Here is a 14,550-nt window from a genome sequence, read left to right as displayed (position 1 = left end):
CCCGGAGGAAAGAGCCACGCCCGCACCCCGAGAAGAGAAGCAGGAGGAACACCCCCATGCGCAAGTCCATCGCCACGGTGTCGTTGAGCGGCTCTCTCTCCGAGAAGCTCGTCGCCGTCGCCGCCGCCGGGTTCGACGGAGTCGAGATCTTCGAGAACGACCTGCTCGCCAGTCCGCTCGGCCCCGTGGACATCCGGAAGCGGGCTGCCGACCTGGGGCTGCGCATCGATCTCTACCAGCCGTTCCGGGACTTCGAGGCCGTACCCGAGGACGTACTGGAGAACAACCTGCGGCGCGCGGAGGAGAAATTCTCCGTGGTGGAGCGGCTCGGAGCCGACACGATGCTGGTCTGCTCCAGTGTGTCCCCCGACTCGATCGACGAGGACGAACTCGCGGCCGACCAGCTGCGTCTGCTCGCACAGCGCGCGGAGGCGCACGGCATCCGGCTCGCGTACGAGGCGCTGGCCTGGGGGCGCCACGTCAGCACCTACGACCACGCCTGGCGCATCGTCGAGTTGGCCGACCATCCCGCGCTGGGCACCTGCCTCGACAGCTTCCACATCCTCTCCCGCGGCTCCGATCCCCGGGGCATCGAGCGGATACCCGGCGAGAAGATCTTCTTCCTCCAGTTGGCGGACGCGCCCCGGATGGCGATGGACGTCCTCCAGTGGAGCCGCCACTACCGCTGCTTCCCCGGCCAGGGCGGCTTCGACGTCGCGGGCCTCGTGCACGCCGCGCTCCAGGCCGGCTACACCGGGCCGCTGTCGCTGGAGGTCTTCAACGACGTGTTCCGGCAGGCCGAGGCGTCGCGCACCGCGGTCGACGCGATGCGCTCGCTGCTCACCCTGGAGGAATCGGTCGGGCTCGCCTCGCCGCCCGGACATGTCGTCCCTTCCTCGTTCGCCTTCGCCGAACTGGCCGCGGCCGACACCGAGCCGTTGCGCGCGCTGCTCGGCGCGCTGGGCTTCGTACGGACGGGGCGGCACCGCGGCAAGCCGGTCGAGCTGTGGGAGCAGGGCGAGGCGCGACTCGTCGTCAACACCGCGGGCGCAAGCCGTCGCGAGGGCCCTTCGCTGACAGCGCTCGGCCTGGAGACACCTGACCCGGGCGCGGCCACCCGGCGCGCCGAGTCCCTTCTGACACCCGTCATCCCGCGCCACCGTGCGGCCGGGGACGTGCCGTTGGAGGCGGTCGAGGCTCCCGACGGCACCGAGCTGTTCTTCTGCCGTACCAGGCGCGAGGACCACCCGAGTTGGACGGACGACTTCGCGCCCGTGCTGCCCCTGGAGGACACTGCCGGCGCGGAACCAGGGGCCGGTGTCACACGGATCGACCATGCCGCGCTGACCCAGCCTTGGCACCGCTTCGACGAGGCGTCCCTGTTCTACCCGAGCGTGCTGGGTCTCCAGCCGAACGAGAGCCTCGACCTCGCCGACCCCTACGGGCTCTTCCGCAGCCGCGCCGTCGCCAACCCCGAGGGCACGCTGCGGATCGCGCTCAACGTGGCGCCGGTGCCCGGCGAGCGGGAGACGCACCCGCAGCACATCGCGCTCGCGACCGACGACATCGTCGCCACCGCGCGCCGGGTACGTGACCACGGCGGTGGACTCCTACCGATCCCGGACAACTACTACGACGACCTCAGGGCCCGCTACGGCCTCGCCGACGACACCCTGGTCACGCTGCGCGAGCTGGGCATCCTCTACGACCGCGACGAGTACGGGGAGTTTCTTCACTGCTACACGGTCACCCTGGGCCGGGTCTTCTTCGAACTGGTCCAGCGCACCGGCGGGTACCGCGGTTACGGAGCGCCGAACGCCACCGTCCGCCTCGCGGCCCAGCACACCGCCGAGCTGGGCCTGCGGCCAGGGGAACGCAGGTGAGGTGTGGGCAGGCGGGCGGCGGACGGCACGAGAGAAGACGGCACATGTCCGTGGGGGACGCGACGTCACCGGGTACCGTCGCCGGGTGCGTCTCCTACTCATGTCCGACACCCACCTGCCGAAGCGGGCCAAGCGGCTGCCCGAGGAGCTGCTGGAGGAGATCCCCCGCGCCGATGTCGTCGTGCACGCGGGCGACTGGGTGGACACCGCTACCCTCGACCTGCTGGAGTCGCAGGCCCGGCAGCTGATCGGCGTGTACGGCAACAACGACGGCCCCGAGCTGCGGGCCCGGCTCCCCGAGGTGGCGTACGTACAACTGGCAGGCCTGCGCTTGGGCGTCGTCCACGAGACAGGCGCGGCGCAGGGGCGGGAGCGCCGCTGCGCAGCTCGCTTCCCCGACCTGGACGTCCTGGTCTTCGGGCACAGCCACATCCCGTGGGACACCACGACGGAGGACGGAAGGCTGCGCCTGCTCAACCCCGGTTCACCGACGGACCGGCGGCGGCAGCCGTACTGCACCTACATAACCGCAGAGGCGGCGGCCGGACGTCTACGCGGGGTGGAGTTGCACCGTCTCCCGCCGCGCCGGTGAACCGGAATACCGGGTAGGTGACGAAGGTGCCTGCGCCGCCGCTGCGACGAACGGCTCGGGTGCGAGGCCGGCGGTCTGAGTGACCGTGTGCCGTGTGCGGGCGACGAGGTGACGTAACCCCTGGTCACACGGCCGGCGACTGCTGTTCCAGCCACGTCCCGTCGCGCATGATGACTCTCCCGCGCAGTTCCGGTTCGCCGCGCCAGGCGCGCACCGTCCTGGGGGCCACGCGTATATACAGAAAGGGACCCTCTTCCTCCCGTGGGTCCCACCCGAACTTGACGGCGAACGCCTCCGCCGCGTCTTCGGGTACCTCCTGGTCCGCGAAGCACTCCGCCTCACCTTGAAGGAGCACCACGTCGGAGGTGTCCGGCAGCGCCAGGCGCACGCGCGGCTCTTCACGGGCGTTCCGCGCGGTCACGGAAGTGGCGCTGGTGCACATCCACACTGCTCGCCCGTCCCACAAGAACCACAGCGGCACCTGGTGGGGCCCATGATGAGGATGAGCCGTCGACACCCACATATCGCGCTCGGTGACAAGCCGCTCCAAAGCATCACGTATACGCTCCGCCGTTCGGCGACGAACGGCTCCTGTGGTCTCCATGGGGGCCGAACCTAGCCGGCAGACGCGAAGCGCGCCTGAGCCGCGGGACCTACTCCCAGCGACCGATGATCCCTCAACTTGTGGCGCAGGCAGGCGACCGACTTCGGTGCTCAGAGCGGCCACCGGGAGAATTGTGACCGCGCTTCCGCGATGGCTACGACGAGCAGCTCCGTCAGGCCGCCAGCTTGTTGAATTTGCGGATCTGCTGGTCGAAGACTCGGGTGGGAGCGATGCGGCGTAGCAGGCTGAGGCGACGGGCGAACGGGCCGGCGGTGGAGCGCAGCCGCGGCTTGCGTGCAGTGGCCGCCGTGACGATGGCCTGGGTCGCCGCCGGCAAGCGCGCCGCGTACGTCACCGATGGCGGCGACCCTTCCGGGAGCGTCCACTTCGCCGCCGGCATCGCTCTGTGCCGGGCTGCCGGCTGCATCGTCACCGGGATCGACGGCGCCCCGATCGGTGAGGGAGGCCGTGGGCTTGTGGCCGCCGCCGACGACGAGACCCACGGGTTGCTGATGTCGATGGTCCGTGGCCGAAGCCAGTGCGGTGACCACAGGGGTTTTCGCCCCGGCAGTTCCCCAACCGCTGCACTGTCATGATGATCGGGTGAAAGACGACTCAGCCGCACGCAGGCCCGTCGTTCTCGGCATCGACGACCTTCGGCAGCTCCCCAGGGCCACGCGGGTCGCCCGCACCAGATGCGAGGGCATCCAACTTCTGCAGGAGCACCGCGACAGCTTCATCGATGAACTCTGGCTCGACCACGACCTCGGTGGCGACGACACCATCATGCCCGTGGTGACTCTCTTGGAAGAAGCCGCCTTCAGCGGACGGCCTTTCCACATCGGAACGATCTTCATTCACAGCGCCAACCCCGTCGGCGCCGAAACCATCGTCCGGGCGCTCACGCACTGGAGCTACCAAGTGCGGCGAGCAACCGCCTAGAAATCCATGCTGAGTGGGCACCCCCTTGTGCTCATATGTCGGCACGGTGGACACCGGCTCCGGTTCCCAGGGGGTCGGTGTTCGTGGGCGGTCAGTGAGTGCGGGGCGGACGAACCGGCCGCCGTGGGCGGCCGGTTCGGCGGTCAGCCGGCGGCGTCCAGCATCCGTCGGGCCTCGGCGACGACGGCGGGGTCGGTGACGAAGTGGGTGTCCTGCTCGGCCGAGGCGCCGTCGGCGCCGAGCGGGACCCAGTCGCCGCCGCGCCGGGGCGCGGCCCGGGCTTTGGCGGAGAGGTGGACGGCGGCGGCGCCCGCGGCGACCAGCTCCGCGATGGTGTCGGGGCGCACTCCGCCACCGGCCATCACCTCCACGCCGGGAGCGGCGGCGGCCATCGCGGCGATCCGCCCGGCGCCCTCGGCCGCCGTGGTGGCGCCGCCCGAGGTGAGGACCCGGGTGAGGCCGAGCCCGGGGAGGAGCGCGGCGGCGGCGACCGGGTCGGCGGCCTGGTCGACGGCGCGGTGCAGAGTGACCTCCACCGGCCGGCCCGCGGTGTGGGCGGCCTCGGTGAGCGCGGCGACTGCGCGGACGTCGAGGCGGCCGTCGGTGGTGAGGGCGCCGATCACCACTCCGGCCGCGCCGGAGGCGACGGCGGACCGCACGTCGGCGGCCATCAGCGCGATCTCCTCGGCGTCGTGCACGAAGTCGCCCGGTCGGCATCTGACCAGCACCTGCACCGGTGGCCCCGCTTCGACGGCGGCCTCGATCAGCGCCGCGGACGGGGTGAGGCCGCCCAGCTCCAGGCCGGTGCACAGCTCGACCCGGTCGGCTCCGTGCTCCCGGGCGGTGCGGGCGCCGGTCGGCGAGGTGACGGCGATCTCCAGGGCGGGGCGAGCCGTCACTCGTCGTCCCCGGTCAGCGGTTGGTCGGAGGCGGGGATGAGACGGGCCGTCAGGTCGGGGTCGGCCATGTCGCGGTCGAAGGGGAACATCGGGCGGCGGATGCGGTGGTGGCCCAGGCGCACCAGGTCCTGGTCGACGCCGCCGGGGGTGAGCGCCATCTTCCAGCCGACCGACATCTCGGCGAGTTCGGGCTCCAGATAGCCGATCTTCACGATCACGATGTCGGCGCGCCGCGGGTCGAGGCCGAGGTCGGTGAAGTCGTGCTCGTGGTGGTAGGGCTTGCGCAGCCGTGTGAGGATCGCGTGGACGCTGCCGACCCGGACGACGACCTCGGTTCCGGCGTCGCGGTCGCCGTGCCGGACCGCGTGTACGACGCCGGTGAGGGTGACGGGGCCGGCGTGGCGGGCGTCGACCTCGGCGCCGGCGGTGACGGTGACGGTCGCGCCGACACCCGCCGCGGCGGCGGCCTCGACGGCGTCCGGTCCCGGCACGGAGGCGTAGATCACCGTGGGTCCGTCGTCCTGCTGGAACTCGGGGCGCTCCAGCAGCCTGGTCAGGCCCCAGGTGACGTCGCCGGCGCCGCCGGCGGTCGGGTTGTCACCGGTGTCGCTGATGAAGTAGGGCCGCTGGTCGGAGGTGAGCGCCTCGTCCAGAATGGCGTCGAAGGTGCCGGTGGGGGCGACGAAGTCGAAGTCGTGGCGGGCGTCCCAGAATCCGCGGGCGAGGCGTTCGGCGCCGGCCGTGACAGCGGCCTCGTCCGGGCCGGTGACGACGACGGCGGCGCGGTTGCGCGGCTCGTCGGCCCAGGCGTAGCCGACCCAGATCGCGGCGTCGATGACGCCCTCGGCGGCCTCGACCTCGTCGACGGCGGCATACACGCTTCTGGCGGGTTCGACGCGTGTGGAGGTCTGCTCGCCGGCCAGCAGCACCGGCACCGGCACCCACGCCTTGACCGGGCGGGGCGCGCCGGAGGCCAGCAGATCCACCAGATTGCGGACGGCCCGCTCCTTGGTCTCCATATGGTCCTCGTGGGGTGCCATCCGGTAGCAGGTGATCAAGTCGCTGCGGTGGGCGAGTTCACGGGAGACGTTGCCGTGCAGATCCATGGAGGTGGAGACGATCACATCGGGGCCGACCGTGGCGCGGATGCGTTCCAGCAGTACTGCCTCGGCGTCGTCGACGCCCTCGACGGTCATGGCGCCGTGGATGTCGTACCAGAGGCCGTCCAGCTGGGGCAGGGCGGTGAGCCGTTCGATCAGCTCACCGGTCAGCTCCTCCCAGGCGGCGGCGGTGACGGTTCCGCCCGGCAGCGACTTGCCGACGAGGGCGCCGTGCCACTCGGCGGCCTCGCGCAGCTCCCGGCCGGGCGCGAGGAAGGGGTAGCGCTCCAGGATCTCGTCCCCGCGCGCGGGGTGGAAGGCGGGGGCCCGGGTGCGGGCGGGGGAGAAGGTGGAGGACTCGATACCGAGTCCGGCTATCGCGATCACCGGGTGGTCGGCGGGGGTGCGGGGTCGTGACACGGCTGTTCTCCTACGGTGGTGCGGGGGCCCGGGGTGGCGGGGGAGGGGAGACGGTCGGACGCGAGGTCGGTGCGGCCGACCTCGCGCAGGGCGTCGGTGAGGGCGCGTTGCAGGGCGAACTGCCCGGCGCCCACCAGTCCGGCGTCGGCGCTGAGGCTGACGCGTTCGATGGTGAGGTGTTCGGTGACCAGCGGGTGGCAGCTCTCGTAGAGCTGGCTGCGCACGGCGGCGACGAACGGTTCCAGGGTGGAGAGGATGCCGCCGAGGTAGACGGCGTCGGGGTTGAAGAAGTTGACGTTGGTGGCGAGCACCTGGCCCAGGTAGTCGCCTGCTTTGCGGACGGCGCGGGTGGCCTCCGGGTCGCCGTGGGTGGCGAGTCGCACCACGTCCTCCAGACGGTCGACCTGGGCGCCGCGTTCGCGCAGGATGCGCACGAGCGCTGCACCGGAGGCCACGGTCTCCAGGCAGCCGGTGTTGCCGCAGGAGCAGGGGGTGTCGGCGCCGCCGTCGACGCGGATGTGGGTGATCTCGCCGGCGGCTCCGGTGGCGCCCCGGAAGAGACGGCCGTCGGCGATGACGCCGGCACCGATCGCGGAGCCGATCTTCACCATGATCGACTGCCGGTGTTCGGCGGGCCGCACGGTGTGCTCGCCGACCGCCATGCAGTTGGCGTCGTTGTCGGCGGCGGCCGGGACGCCGAAGCGTTCCTGGAGCCAGTCGATGATGGGGAAGCGGGTCCAGCCGGGCATCCGGGACGGCATGACGACCGTGCCGGAGGCGACGTCGACCGGGCCGGGCAGCGAGAGTCCGACGCCGCGCAGTCGGCCGCGGCCGTGGTCCTCGGCCAGTGCTTGCAGGGTCTCTGCGAGCCGCGGCAGGGCGGCCTCGGGACCGTCGGCGATGGCGAACGGGACGGTCGAGACGTTGGTGAGGCCGCCGCCGGGCAGTACCACGCCGACGCGGGCGTGCCGACCGCCGAGGTCGGCGGCGACGGCGAACCCGTCGGCGCCGCCGAGCCGCAGCACCTTGCGGGGCCGCCCACCGGTGGACGGCTGGGTGCCCTCCTCGGCGATGAGCCCGCGCTCGACGAGCTGGCTCACGGCGAGGGAGACGGTGGAGGCGGCGGCGCCGAGCAGCCCGGCGAGCTCGGCACGCGAGGACGCCTGCCCCGACGCCACGAGCTCCAGGATCCGCGGGGCGAGGGCCGAGGCGCCCTTCGCTGCCTTCGATCCCCCCGTACTTATTTCAGTCATGGACGAAGTAACTTCCGCGATGAGTAGGTGTGACGGAGACAGTACGCCCGGCTGATGCGTCCCGGAACGGCTCCGGGTGATCTTTTCCGGCGCACTATTCGGGCAATACGGCACAAACACCCGCACCAGGGCGGCTTCGTGGGACCGGTGGGACTTTTTCCAGAACCGTAGATACTTACTTGTTACAGAACTTTGTTTGTGTGCGCGGCGCGGCAGGCGTTAGCTGTCGTGAACACAGCGCCGGTCCGACGGCGCCAGCCCGGTCCACCGGGATCCCCCTATGGGGCTTCACTCCCAAGGAGAGCCATGTCCCTTGCTCACACGGTCCCTGGCCGCCGCTGGGCCCTCGTCGCGGGCGCCGCCGTCACCACCGGGGCGCTGCTGGCCGGCTGCTCCGGCGGCGGCGCCTCGTCGTCCTCCTCCGGCGGGTCGGACACGATCAACTACGCGCTCCCGGCCAACTTCACGCCGAACTGGATCCTGCCCATCGGCACCGCCGCGCATCTGAACACCAACAACTCCTCCATATCCCAGTCCCTGTGGGAGCCGCTGATCGCCTACGACGGCTCCGCCGGCAAGGTCGGCTGGAACAAGGACAACTCGCTCGCCACCGCCGCGGACTTCGCCGAGGACAGCAAGAGCGTCACCATCACCCTCGGCGACCGCCACTGGAGCGACGGCAAGCCGATCACCTCCCGCGACGTGGAGTTCTGGTTCAACGTCGTCAAGGCGAACAAGAAGGACTGGGCCAGCTACAGCCCCGGCAAGGCGCCGGACAACTGGACCTCCTTCAAGGCCGTCGACGACACCCACTTCAAGATCACCTTCGACCGGGCCTACAACCAGCAGTGGATGCTCGCCAACCAGCTGAGCATGATCCGCCCGATGCCGCAGCACGTCTGGGACAAGGTCGGCGACTCCGGCTCCGTCTCCGACCTGGACCGCACACCCGCCGGGGCGAAGAAGGTCTGGAAGTACCTCAACGGCGCCGCCAAGAAGGTCTCCGGCTACGCCACCGACCCGCTGTGGAAGACCGTCAGCGGCCCCTACACCCTCAAGTCGTTCTCCACGGCCGGCAAAGTGCAGCTCACCGCCAACGCCAAGTACGACGGCGGCGGCAAGGCCCACATCAAGAACGTGAACCTGCTGCCGTTCACCACCTCGGAGGCCGAGAAGAACGCGCTGCGAGCCGGCACGGTCGACTACGGCTACATCAACGCCACCGACCTGAGCCAGAAGGCGTCGTTCGAGGCCAAGGGCTACAAGGTCGAGCCGTGGAAGGGCTGGGCCATCACCTACATGCCCTACAACTTCAACAACCCGGAGATGGGCCCGGTCTTCAAGCAGCTCTACGCCCGCCAGGCCATCCAGCTGTCGGTGGACCAGAAGACGCTGGCCAAGGTCGTCTTCAACGGCACCGCAGTCCCCACCTACGGCCCGATCCCGCAGGGCCAGAAGTCCTCCTTCGTCTCCCGGAAGCAGCAGGACAACCCCTACCCGTTCTCCACCGCCAAGGCCCGGAAACTGCTGACGGACCACGGCTGGACCGAGAAGAGCGGCACCATGGTGTGCACCAGCCCCGGCAGCGGCGACGACCAGTGCGGCAAGGGCGTCGACAAGGGCACGAAGTTCTCCATGCAGGTGCTCTCGCAGTCCGGCTCGACCGTGACCGACAACATGATGAGCGCCCTGCAGTCGTCGTTCGCCAAGACGGGTATCGACTTCCACATCAAGACCGCGCCCGTCAACTCCGTCCTGTCGCAGTCCGGCCAGTGCAAGGCGAGTGAGTCGAGCTGCAAGTGGCAACTGTCGTTCTTCGGCACCGCGGGCAGCTGGTACTTCCCCGCCTACCCCAGCGGCGACTCGCTCTTCGCCACCGGCGGCGGCTCCAACTTCGGCAGCTACTCCGACCCCGAGGTGGACAAACTGATCGCCCAGACCACCACCTCCTCCTCCGACGAGGCCATGCGCAAGTACAGCGCCGCCCTCGCCGAGAAGCTGCCGGTGGTGTGGCTGCCGGAGCCGGACTACCAGGTCTCCGTGGTCAAGAAGGGCCTCGGCGGCTTCTCGCAGGACTCACTCGCCAACTTCCACCCCGCCATGTGGCAGTGGACCAAGTAGGCCGCCCCGCGACCGCGCGCACCACTGAGCCCGAGCGACCGGAAACCACATGAGCACTCCCACATACCTGTTCAGACGGGTCCTGCAGGCCGCCGCGGTCATTCTGATCGTGACGATCGTGGTCTTCGCCCTGCTGCACTCCCTGCCCGGGGGCCCCGCCCGCGGGATCCTCGGCCCGCAGGCCACCGCGCAGCAGATCGCGGCCTTCAACCACGAGCAGGGCCTCGACCAGCCCCTCCCCGTGCAGTACCTCTACTACCTGGGGCAGCTGGCACACGGCGACCTCGGCACGTCGTACACCCTCAACGAGCCGGTGTCGCAGCTGATCACCGAGCGCCTGCCGAAGACCCTGCTGCTGACCGTGCTGTCGGCGATCGTCGGCCTGCTGCTGGCCGTGCCGCTGGGCATGTGGCAGGCCGTGCGGCGCAACAAGCCGGTCGACTACGTCATCACCACGCTGAGCTTCATCGCCTACTCCACTCCCGTGTACTTCCTCGGGCTGATCCTGGTGCTGGTCTTCAGCCAGGCGCTGCCATGGTTCCCCTCCCAGGCCCCGCAGGGGCACACGCTGGGACAGGTGCTCGCCGACCCGCAGGGGCTGGTGCTGCCGATCGCCGCTGGTGCTGCCTCGATGGTCGCGGTGTTCAGCCGCTACATGCGGGCCGCCACCCTGGAGAACCTCTCCGAGGACTATGTCAGGACGGCGCGGGCCGGGGGCTCCCGTTCCCGCGCCATCCTGTGGCGGCACGTGTTCCGCAACTCGCTGACCCCGGTGGTCGCCATGCTCGGCTACTACGTGCCGGTGCTGTTCGGCGGCGCCCTCGTCGTCGAACAGCTCTTCAACTACCCGGGCATGGGCCTGCTCTTCTGGACCGCCGCGCAGTCCTCCGACTACCCGGTGCTGCTGGGCTGCGTGCTGATCATCGCGGTCGCCACGGTGACCGGCACGCTGATCGCCGACATCGTCCAGCGGATCATCGACCCCCGAGTGAAGGCAGGCCGGTCATGAGCACTGTCATACAGCCGGGCCGGACCCCTGGCACGGCCACCGCCCCGGACTCCGCCGCTGCGTCGGGGACCCGGCTGGCCGTCCGCCGGTTCCTGCGCAACCGGCTCGCGGTCGTCGGCCTCGGCGTCGTGGTCTTCTTCGTGCTGTTCTGCTTCGCCGGCCCGCTGGTGTACTCCACCGACCAGACCCACACCCTGCTCGACCAGGTCAACCTCGCCCCCAGCGGCGCGCACTGGCTGGGTACCGACGCGGTCGGCCACGACGAGCTCGGCCGGCTGATGTACGGCGGCAAGGTGTCGCTGATCGTCGGCCTCGCCGCAGGCGTCCTGGCCACCGTCATCGGCACCCTGTGGGGTGCCGCCGCCGGCTACGCGGGCGGTTGGATCGACGCGGTCATGATGCGGGTCGTGGACGCCGGCATCGCCATCCCCGCGCTCTTCATCCTGCTGGTGGTCTCCGCCATCACCACGCCGGGCCTGGGCGGCCTCGTCGTCATCCTCGGCTTCGTCTCCTGGCTGGTGCCCTCGCGGCTGGTCCGCGCGGAGACGCTGACCCTGAAGAACCGCGACTACATCCTGACGCTGCGCGCGATCGGCGGCACCCACGCCAGGGCCATCACCCGGCACATCCTGCCGAACTCGGTCTCCACCATCGTCGTCGCGGCCACCTTCCAGATTGCCGACGCCATCCTGCTGGTCGCCTACGTCTCCTACCTGGGCCTGGGCGTCCAGCCACCGGCCACCGACTGGGGCGGCATGCTGTCGGCCGGCCTCACCGCCGCCTACTCCGGCTACTGGTGGCTCATCCTGCCGCCGGGCCTCGCCATCATCCTGGTGGTGTGGGCGTTCAACGCGATCGGGGACGGGCTCCGCGACGCATTCGATGTGAGGGGACGCGGATGACCGCCGACCAGCGCCCCGCCGCACCGGCGGCCGGGCCCATCCTCCGACTCGACGACCTCGGCGTCGTGTTCACCACCCAGTCCGGCGAGGTGCCCGCCGTCCGCGGCGTGTCCTTGCTGGTCGAGCCGGGCGAGACGCTCGCCCTCGTCGGCGAGTCCGGCTCCGGCAAGTCCACCGTCGCGCTCGCCGCGATGGGTCTGCTCGCCGACAACGCCCGTGCCACCGGGAGCGCCACCGTCGCCGGCACCGAGGTGGTCGGCGCGAGCGAGGCCGCCCTGGCGGGCCTGCGCGGCCGGACCGTCTCGATGGTCTTCCAGGAGCCGGCCACAGCGCTGGACCCGCTGACCCGTGTCGGGAAGCAGATCGCCGAAGTCGTCCGCAACCACCGCGAGATCTCCGCCAAGGACGCGGCCGCGGAGGCGGTGGAGCTCCTGCGCCGGGTCGGCATCCCCGAGCCGGAGAAGCGGGCGTCCGCCTACCCCTTCCAGCTGTCCGGCGGACAGCGCCAGCGCGTCGTCATCGCCATGGCCATCGCCAACGAGCCCGCGCTGCTGATCGCCGACGAGCCGACCACCGCGCTGGACGTCACCGTCCAGGCCGAGATCCTCGACCTGCTGCGCCGCCTCGCCGCCGAGACCGGTACCGGCGTACTGCTGGTCACCCACAACATGGGCGTCGTCGCGGACTTCGCCGACCGGGTCGCCGTGATGTACCACGGCGAGATCGTGGAGACCGGCCCCGTCGAAGACGTGCTGCTGCGCCCCTCCCACGAGTACACCCGGCGCCTGCTGGCCGCGGTGCCGCGCCTCTCGGTCGACGGCGAGGAGGCTCCCGAGACACCACGGGCCGCCGCACCCACCGAGGCCGAGCCGGTCGTCGAACTCGACAACGTCTCCATCGTCTTCGGGCGCGGCCGGGGCGCCGTCCGCGCCCTGGAAGGTGTCTCCTTCACCGTGCGCCACGGCGAGACTCTCGGCCTGGTCGGCGAGTCCGGCTCAGGCAAGTCGACCGCCTCCCGGGTCGCGCTCGGCCTGATCACGCCGAACGAGGGCACCGTCTCGCTGTTCGGCACCGACCTGGCCCGCACCCGCTCCCGGGCCCGCCGGGCGCTGCGAGCCGGTATCGGCGTGGTGCTGCAGGACCCGGTGGCCTCGCTGGACGCCAGGATGACCGTCGGCGAGTGCGTCGCCGAGCCCCTCAGGGTGCACCGCCGCTCTCTCTCCGCACGGGAGCGCCAGGAGCGGGTCGCCGCCGTCCTGGACCGGGTCAGGCTTTCGCGCGAGGTCGCCCGGAGGGCTCCCCGGGAGCTTTCCGGCGGGCAGCGCCAGCGGGTCAGCCTCGCCCGCGCCCTGGTGCTGGAGCCCCGCCTCCTGGTCGCCGACGAACCCACCAGCGCGCTCGACGTCAGCGTGCAGGAGGCCGTCCTGGAGGTGATCTCCGAGCTGCAGGCCGAGCTGGGCTTCGCCTGCCTCTTCGTCTCCCACGACCTCGCCGTCGTCCAGCACTTCGCGCAGCGCGTCGTGGTGATGCGGGCCGGCCGGGTCGAGGAGCAGGGCGACACCGGCACGACGCTGCTGCGGCCGGAGACCGACTACACGCGCAGGCTGCTGGCCGCCGTGCCGGTGCCGGACCCGGTGGTGCAGCGCAGCCGCAGAACCGAACGCCTGGCCACCCTGGCGGCGGGCCGGACGGAGGCGACGGCTTGACCTCCCACGACCGCACCCTGTTCGCCGGGGTGGACATCGGCGGCACCACCACGCAAGTGGTGCTCTGCGCCGAGGATCTGACGGTACTGGACCGGGCCGGGACCGCGACCCCGGCGGCCGACGGCGGCCCGGCCATGGTCGGCAAGGCGCTCGGCGCCCTGGCCCCGCTGCTGGAGCGCACCCCCGGGCGGCTCGCCGGCGTAGGCGCCGGTGCGGCCGGCGTCGTCGACTCAGCGGCCGGACGGATCCTGGTGGCCAGCGACTCGTTCACCGGATGGGCGGGCTTCGCGGTCGCCGACGCCGTCGAGGCGGCACTCGGCGTCCCGGCCTACCTGGACAACGACGTCAACGCCTTCCTGTACGGGGAGGTGTACGGCGGCGCCGTGCGCGGCGAGCCCGACGTCCTCGGCATCACCCTGGGCACCGGTGTCGGTGGGGCGCTGTGGATGGGCGGCGCGCTGTTCGCCGGGCCGCACGGTGCTGCGGGCGAGATCGGGCACATCCCCGGGTTCGGCGACCTGCCCTGCACCTGTGGCGGCCGGGGCCACTTGGAGACCCTCGCCTCCGGGCGTTCGCTGTGCGCCCGGTACGCCGAGCGCACCGGCCGTCGGCTGACGGCCCGTGAGATCGCCGAGGCCGCGGGGCACGGGGACGGGGACGCCCTCGCGGTGTACCGGGCCGCCGCCGGCGGTATCGCCCGGGCGATCGTGATGACGGCGGGCGTCGTCGATGTCACCACAGTCGTGGTCGGCGGCGGCGTCAGCGGCGCCTGGCCGCTGCTGGAACCTCTGGTGCGGGAGGCGCTCGCCGCCGAACCGCCGGTCAGCGGCCACCCTGTCCGGCTGGTACGGGCCGCCCTGGGCACGGACGCGATCCCGGTGGGCGCGGCCGCCAGGGCCCGCCGCGAACTGACCACAGGAGCCCTGGTCTGAGCCGGTTGTTCAACCTCGACGTCAGGCATCGAACCGGCCGGAGCGGCCAGTCGGTGGTGAGACATCGCGTCGTGCTGCTGCACGGGCTGCCGCGTAGAACGTCTCGCGAGCCTTGCCTTGGTTCTCCCGGCGGCCCGGCGGCAGGATGAGCCACCAGTAGCCGGAGTAGGCGGCGGTGAGGCCGGCC

13 protein-coding genes and 1 pseudogene are annotated in these 14,550 nt (G+C 71.3%); 9 read left to right on the top strand and 5 right to left on the bottom strand.

The window, feature by feature from the left end; all coding sequences use genetic code 11:
* Positions 1–56 precede the first annotated feature (56 nt).
* Positions 57–1,883 (top strand): bifunctional sugar phosphate isomerase/epimerase/4-hydroxyphenylpyruvate dioxygenase family protein, encoded by a 1,827-nt coding sequence (locus KBY19_RS28410; RefSeq protein WP_210966987.1) that lies wholly within the window; start codon positions 57–59, stop codon positions 1,881–1,883.
* An 85-nt stretch (positions 1,884–1,968) separates the two neighbouring features.
* Positions 1,969–2,475, top strand: coding sequence for a metallophosphoesterase (locus tag KBY19_RS28405; protein WP_099886047.1), 507 nt, complete (start codon positions 1,969–1,971; stop codon positions 2,473–2,475).
* 124 nt (positions 2,476–2,599) lie between these two features.
* Here the strand turns inward: KBY19_RS28405 and KBY19_RS28400 are convergent, their stop codons facing one another.
* Positions 2,600–3,079 carry a pyridoxamine 5'-phosphate oxidase family protein gene (locus tag KBY19_RS28400; protein ID WP_099886048.1) on the bottom strand — a complete coding sequence of 160 codons (480 nt, stop codon included), beginning with the start codon at positions 3,077–3,079 and terminating at the stop codon, positions 2,600–2,602.
* A 172-nt stretch (positions 3,080–3,251) separates the two neighbouring features.
* On the bottom strand, positions 3,252–3,416 hold the full coding sequence (locus KBY19_RS28395; protein ID WP_247691506.1) for a hypothetical protein: 165 nt from the start codon (positions 3,414–3,416) through the stop codon (positions 3,252–3,254).
* Here KBY19_RS28395 and KBY19_RS28390 point away from each other — a divergent pair.
* Positions 3,394–3,675, top strand: a pseudogene (locus tag KBY19_RS28390) (inositol monophosphatase family protein); the annotation flags it as partial. The gene KBY19_RS28395 and the pseudogene KBY19_RS28390 sit on opposite strands and share 23 nt — an antisense overlap.
* The gene (locus KBY19_RS28385; RefSeq protein ID WP_307843648.1) at positions 3,605–4,021 is read left to right on the top strand and encodes a cyclic-phosphate processing receiver domain-containing protein; all 417 of its coding nucleotides are present in this window, start codon (positions 3,605–3,607) and stop codon (positions 4,019–4,021) included. The pseudogene KBY19_RS28390 and the gene KBY19_RS28385, both read left to right, overlap by 71 nt.
* Positions 4,022–4,164: 143 nt before the next feature.
* Here KBY19_RS28385 and KBY19_RS28380 read toward each other — a convergent pair whose 3' ends face one another.
* From KBY19_RS28380 to KBY19_RS28370, 3 genes are read right to left on the bottom strand one after another with little or no spacing between them, the layout of a single operon-like run.
* Positions 4,165–4,920 carry a copper homeostasis protein CutC gene (locus KBY19_RS28380; RefSeq protein ID WP_099886050.1) on the bottom strand — a complete coding sequence of 252 codons (756 nt, stop codon included), beginning with the start codon at positions 4,918–4,920 and terminating at the stop codon, positions 4,165–4,167.
* Positions 4,917–6,440, bottom strand: coding sequence for a M81 family metallopeptidase (locus tag KBY19_RS28375; protein ID WP_099886051.1), 1,524 nt, complete (start codon positions 6,438–6,440; stop codon positions 4,917–4,919). Before KBY19_RS28375 ends, KBY19_RS28380 begins: the two co-directional genes overlap by 4 nt.
* Entirely contained in the window at positions 6,404–7,693 is a 1,290-nt protein-coding gene (locus KBY19_RS28370) for an ROK family transcriptional regulator (RefSeq protein ID WP_099886052.1), read from the bottom strand. Before KBY19_RS28370 ends, KBY19_RS28375 begins: the two co-directional genes overlap by 37 nt.
* A 306-nt stretch (positions 7,694–7,999) precedes the next feature.
* Between KBY19_RS28370 and KBY19_RS28365 the strand changes: the two genes are divergently transcribed.
* From KBY19_RS28365 to KBY19_RS28345, 5 genes are read left to right on the top strand one after another with little or no spacing between them, the layout of a single operon-like run.
* On the top strand, positions 8,000–9,814 hold the full coding sequence (locus KBY19_RS28365; RefSeq protein ID WP_099886053.1) for a peptide ABC transporter substrate-binding protein: 1,815 nt from the start codon (positions 8,000–8,002) through the stop codon (positions 9,812–9,814).
* 49 nt (positions 9,815–9,863) lie between these two features.
* A complete protein-coding gene (locus KBY19_RS28360; RefSeq protein ID WP_099886054.1) occupies positions 9,864–10,823 on the top strand; it encodes an ABC transporter permease in 960 nt (319 codons plus the stop codon).
* Complete coding sequence (locus tag KBY19_RS28355) at positions 10,820–11,725, top strand: ABC transporter permease (RefSeq protein ID WP_099886055.1); 906 nt, start codon at positions 10,820–10,822, stop codon at positions 11,723–11,725. The genes KBY19_RS28360 and KBY19_RS28355 overlap by 4 nt, the downstream gene beginning before the upstream one ends.
* On the top strand, positions 11,722–13,431 hold the full coding sequence (locus KBY19_RS28350; protein ID WP_099886056.1) for an ABC transporter ATP-binding protein: 1,710 nt from the start codon (positions 11,722–11,724) through the stop codon (positions 13,429–13,431). The genes KBY19_RS28355 and KBY19_RS28350 overlap by 4 nt, the downstream gene beginning before the upstream one ends.
* The gene (locus KBY19_RS28345) at positions 13,428–14,363 is read left to right on the top strand and encodes an ROK family protein (protein ID WP_099886057.1); all 936 of its coding nucleotides are present in this window, start codon (positions 13,428–13,430) and stop codon (positions 14,361–14,363) included. The genes KBY19_RS28350 and KBY19_RS28345 overlap by 4 nt, the downstream gene beginning before the upstream one ends.
* Positions 14,364–14,550: the final 187 nt, after the last annotated feature.

Origin of the sequence: Streptomyces sp. B15, assembly GCF_018070605.1 — a bacterium.
Classification (GTDB): Bacteria; Actinomycetota; Actinomycetes; order Streptomycetales; family Streptomycetaceae; genus Streptomyces; species Streptomyces smyrnaeus.
Note: the sequence above shows the minus strand (reverse complement) of the source record. Positions and strands in the feature narration are given on the sequence as shown.

Coding starts and splice junctions, on each gene's coding strand:
- KBY19_RS28360 (WP_099886054.1), top strand. CDS start 9,864: ATGAGCACTCCCACATACCTGTTCAGACGGGTCCTGCAGGCCGCCGCG.
- KBY19_RS28400 (WP_099886048.1), bottom strand. CDS start 3,079: ATGGAGACCACAGGAGCCGTTCGTCGCCGAACGGCGGAGCGTATACGT.
- KBY19_RS28370 (WP_099886052.1), bottom strand. CDS start 7,693: ATGACTGAAATAAGTACGGGGGGATCGAAGGCAGCGAAGGGCGCCTCG.
- KBY19_RS28355 (WP_099886055.1), top strand. CDS start 10,820: ATGAGCACTGTCATACAGCCGGGCCGGACCCCTGGCACGGCCACCGCC.
- KBY19_RS28365 (WP_099886053.1), top strand. CDS start 8,000: ATGTCCCTTGCTCACACGGTCCCTGGCCGCCGCTGGGCCCTCGTCGCG.
- KBY19_RS28410 (WP_210966987.1), top strand. CDS start 57: ATGCGCAAGTCCATCGCCACGGTGTCGTTGAGCGGCTCTCTCTCCGAG.
- KBY19_RS28350 (WP_099886056.1), top strand. CDS start 11,722: ATGACCGCCGACCAGCGCCCCGCCGCACCGGCGGCCGGGCCCATCCTC.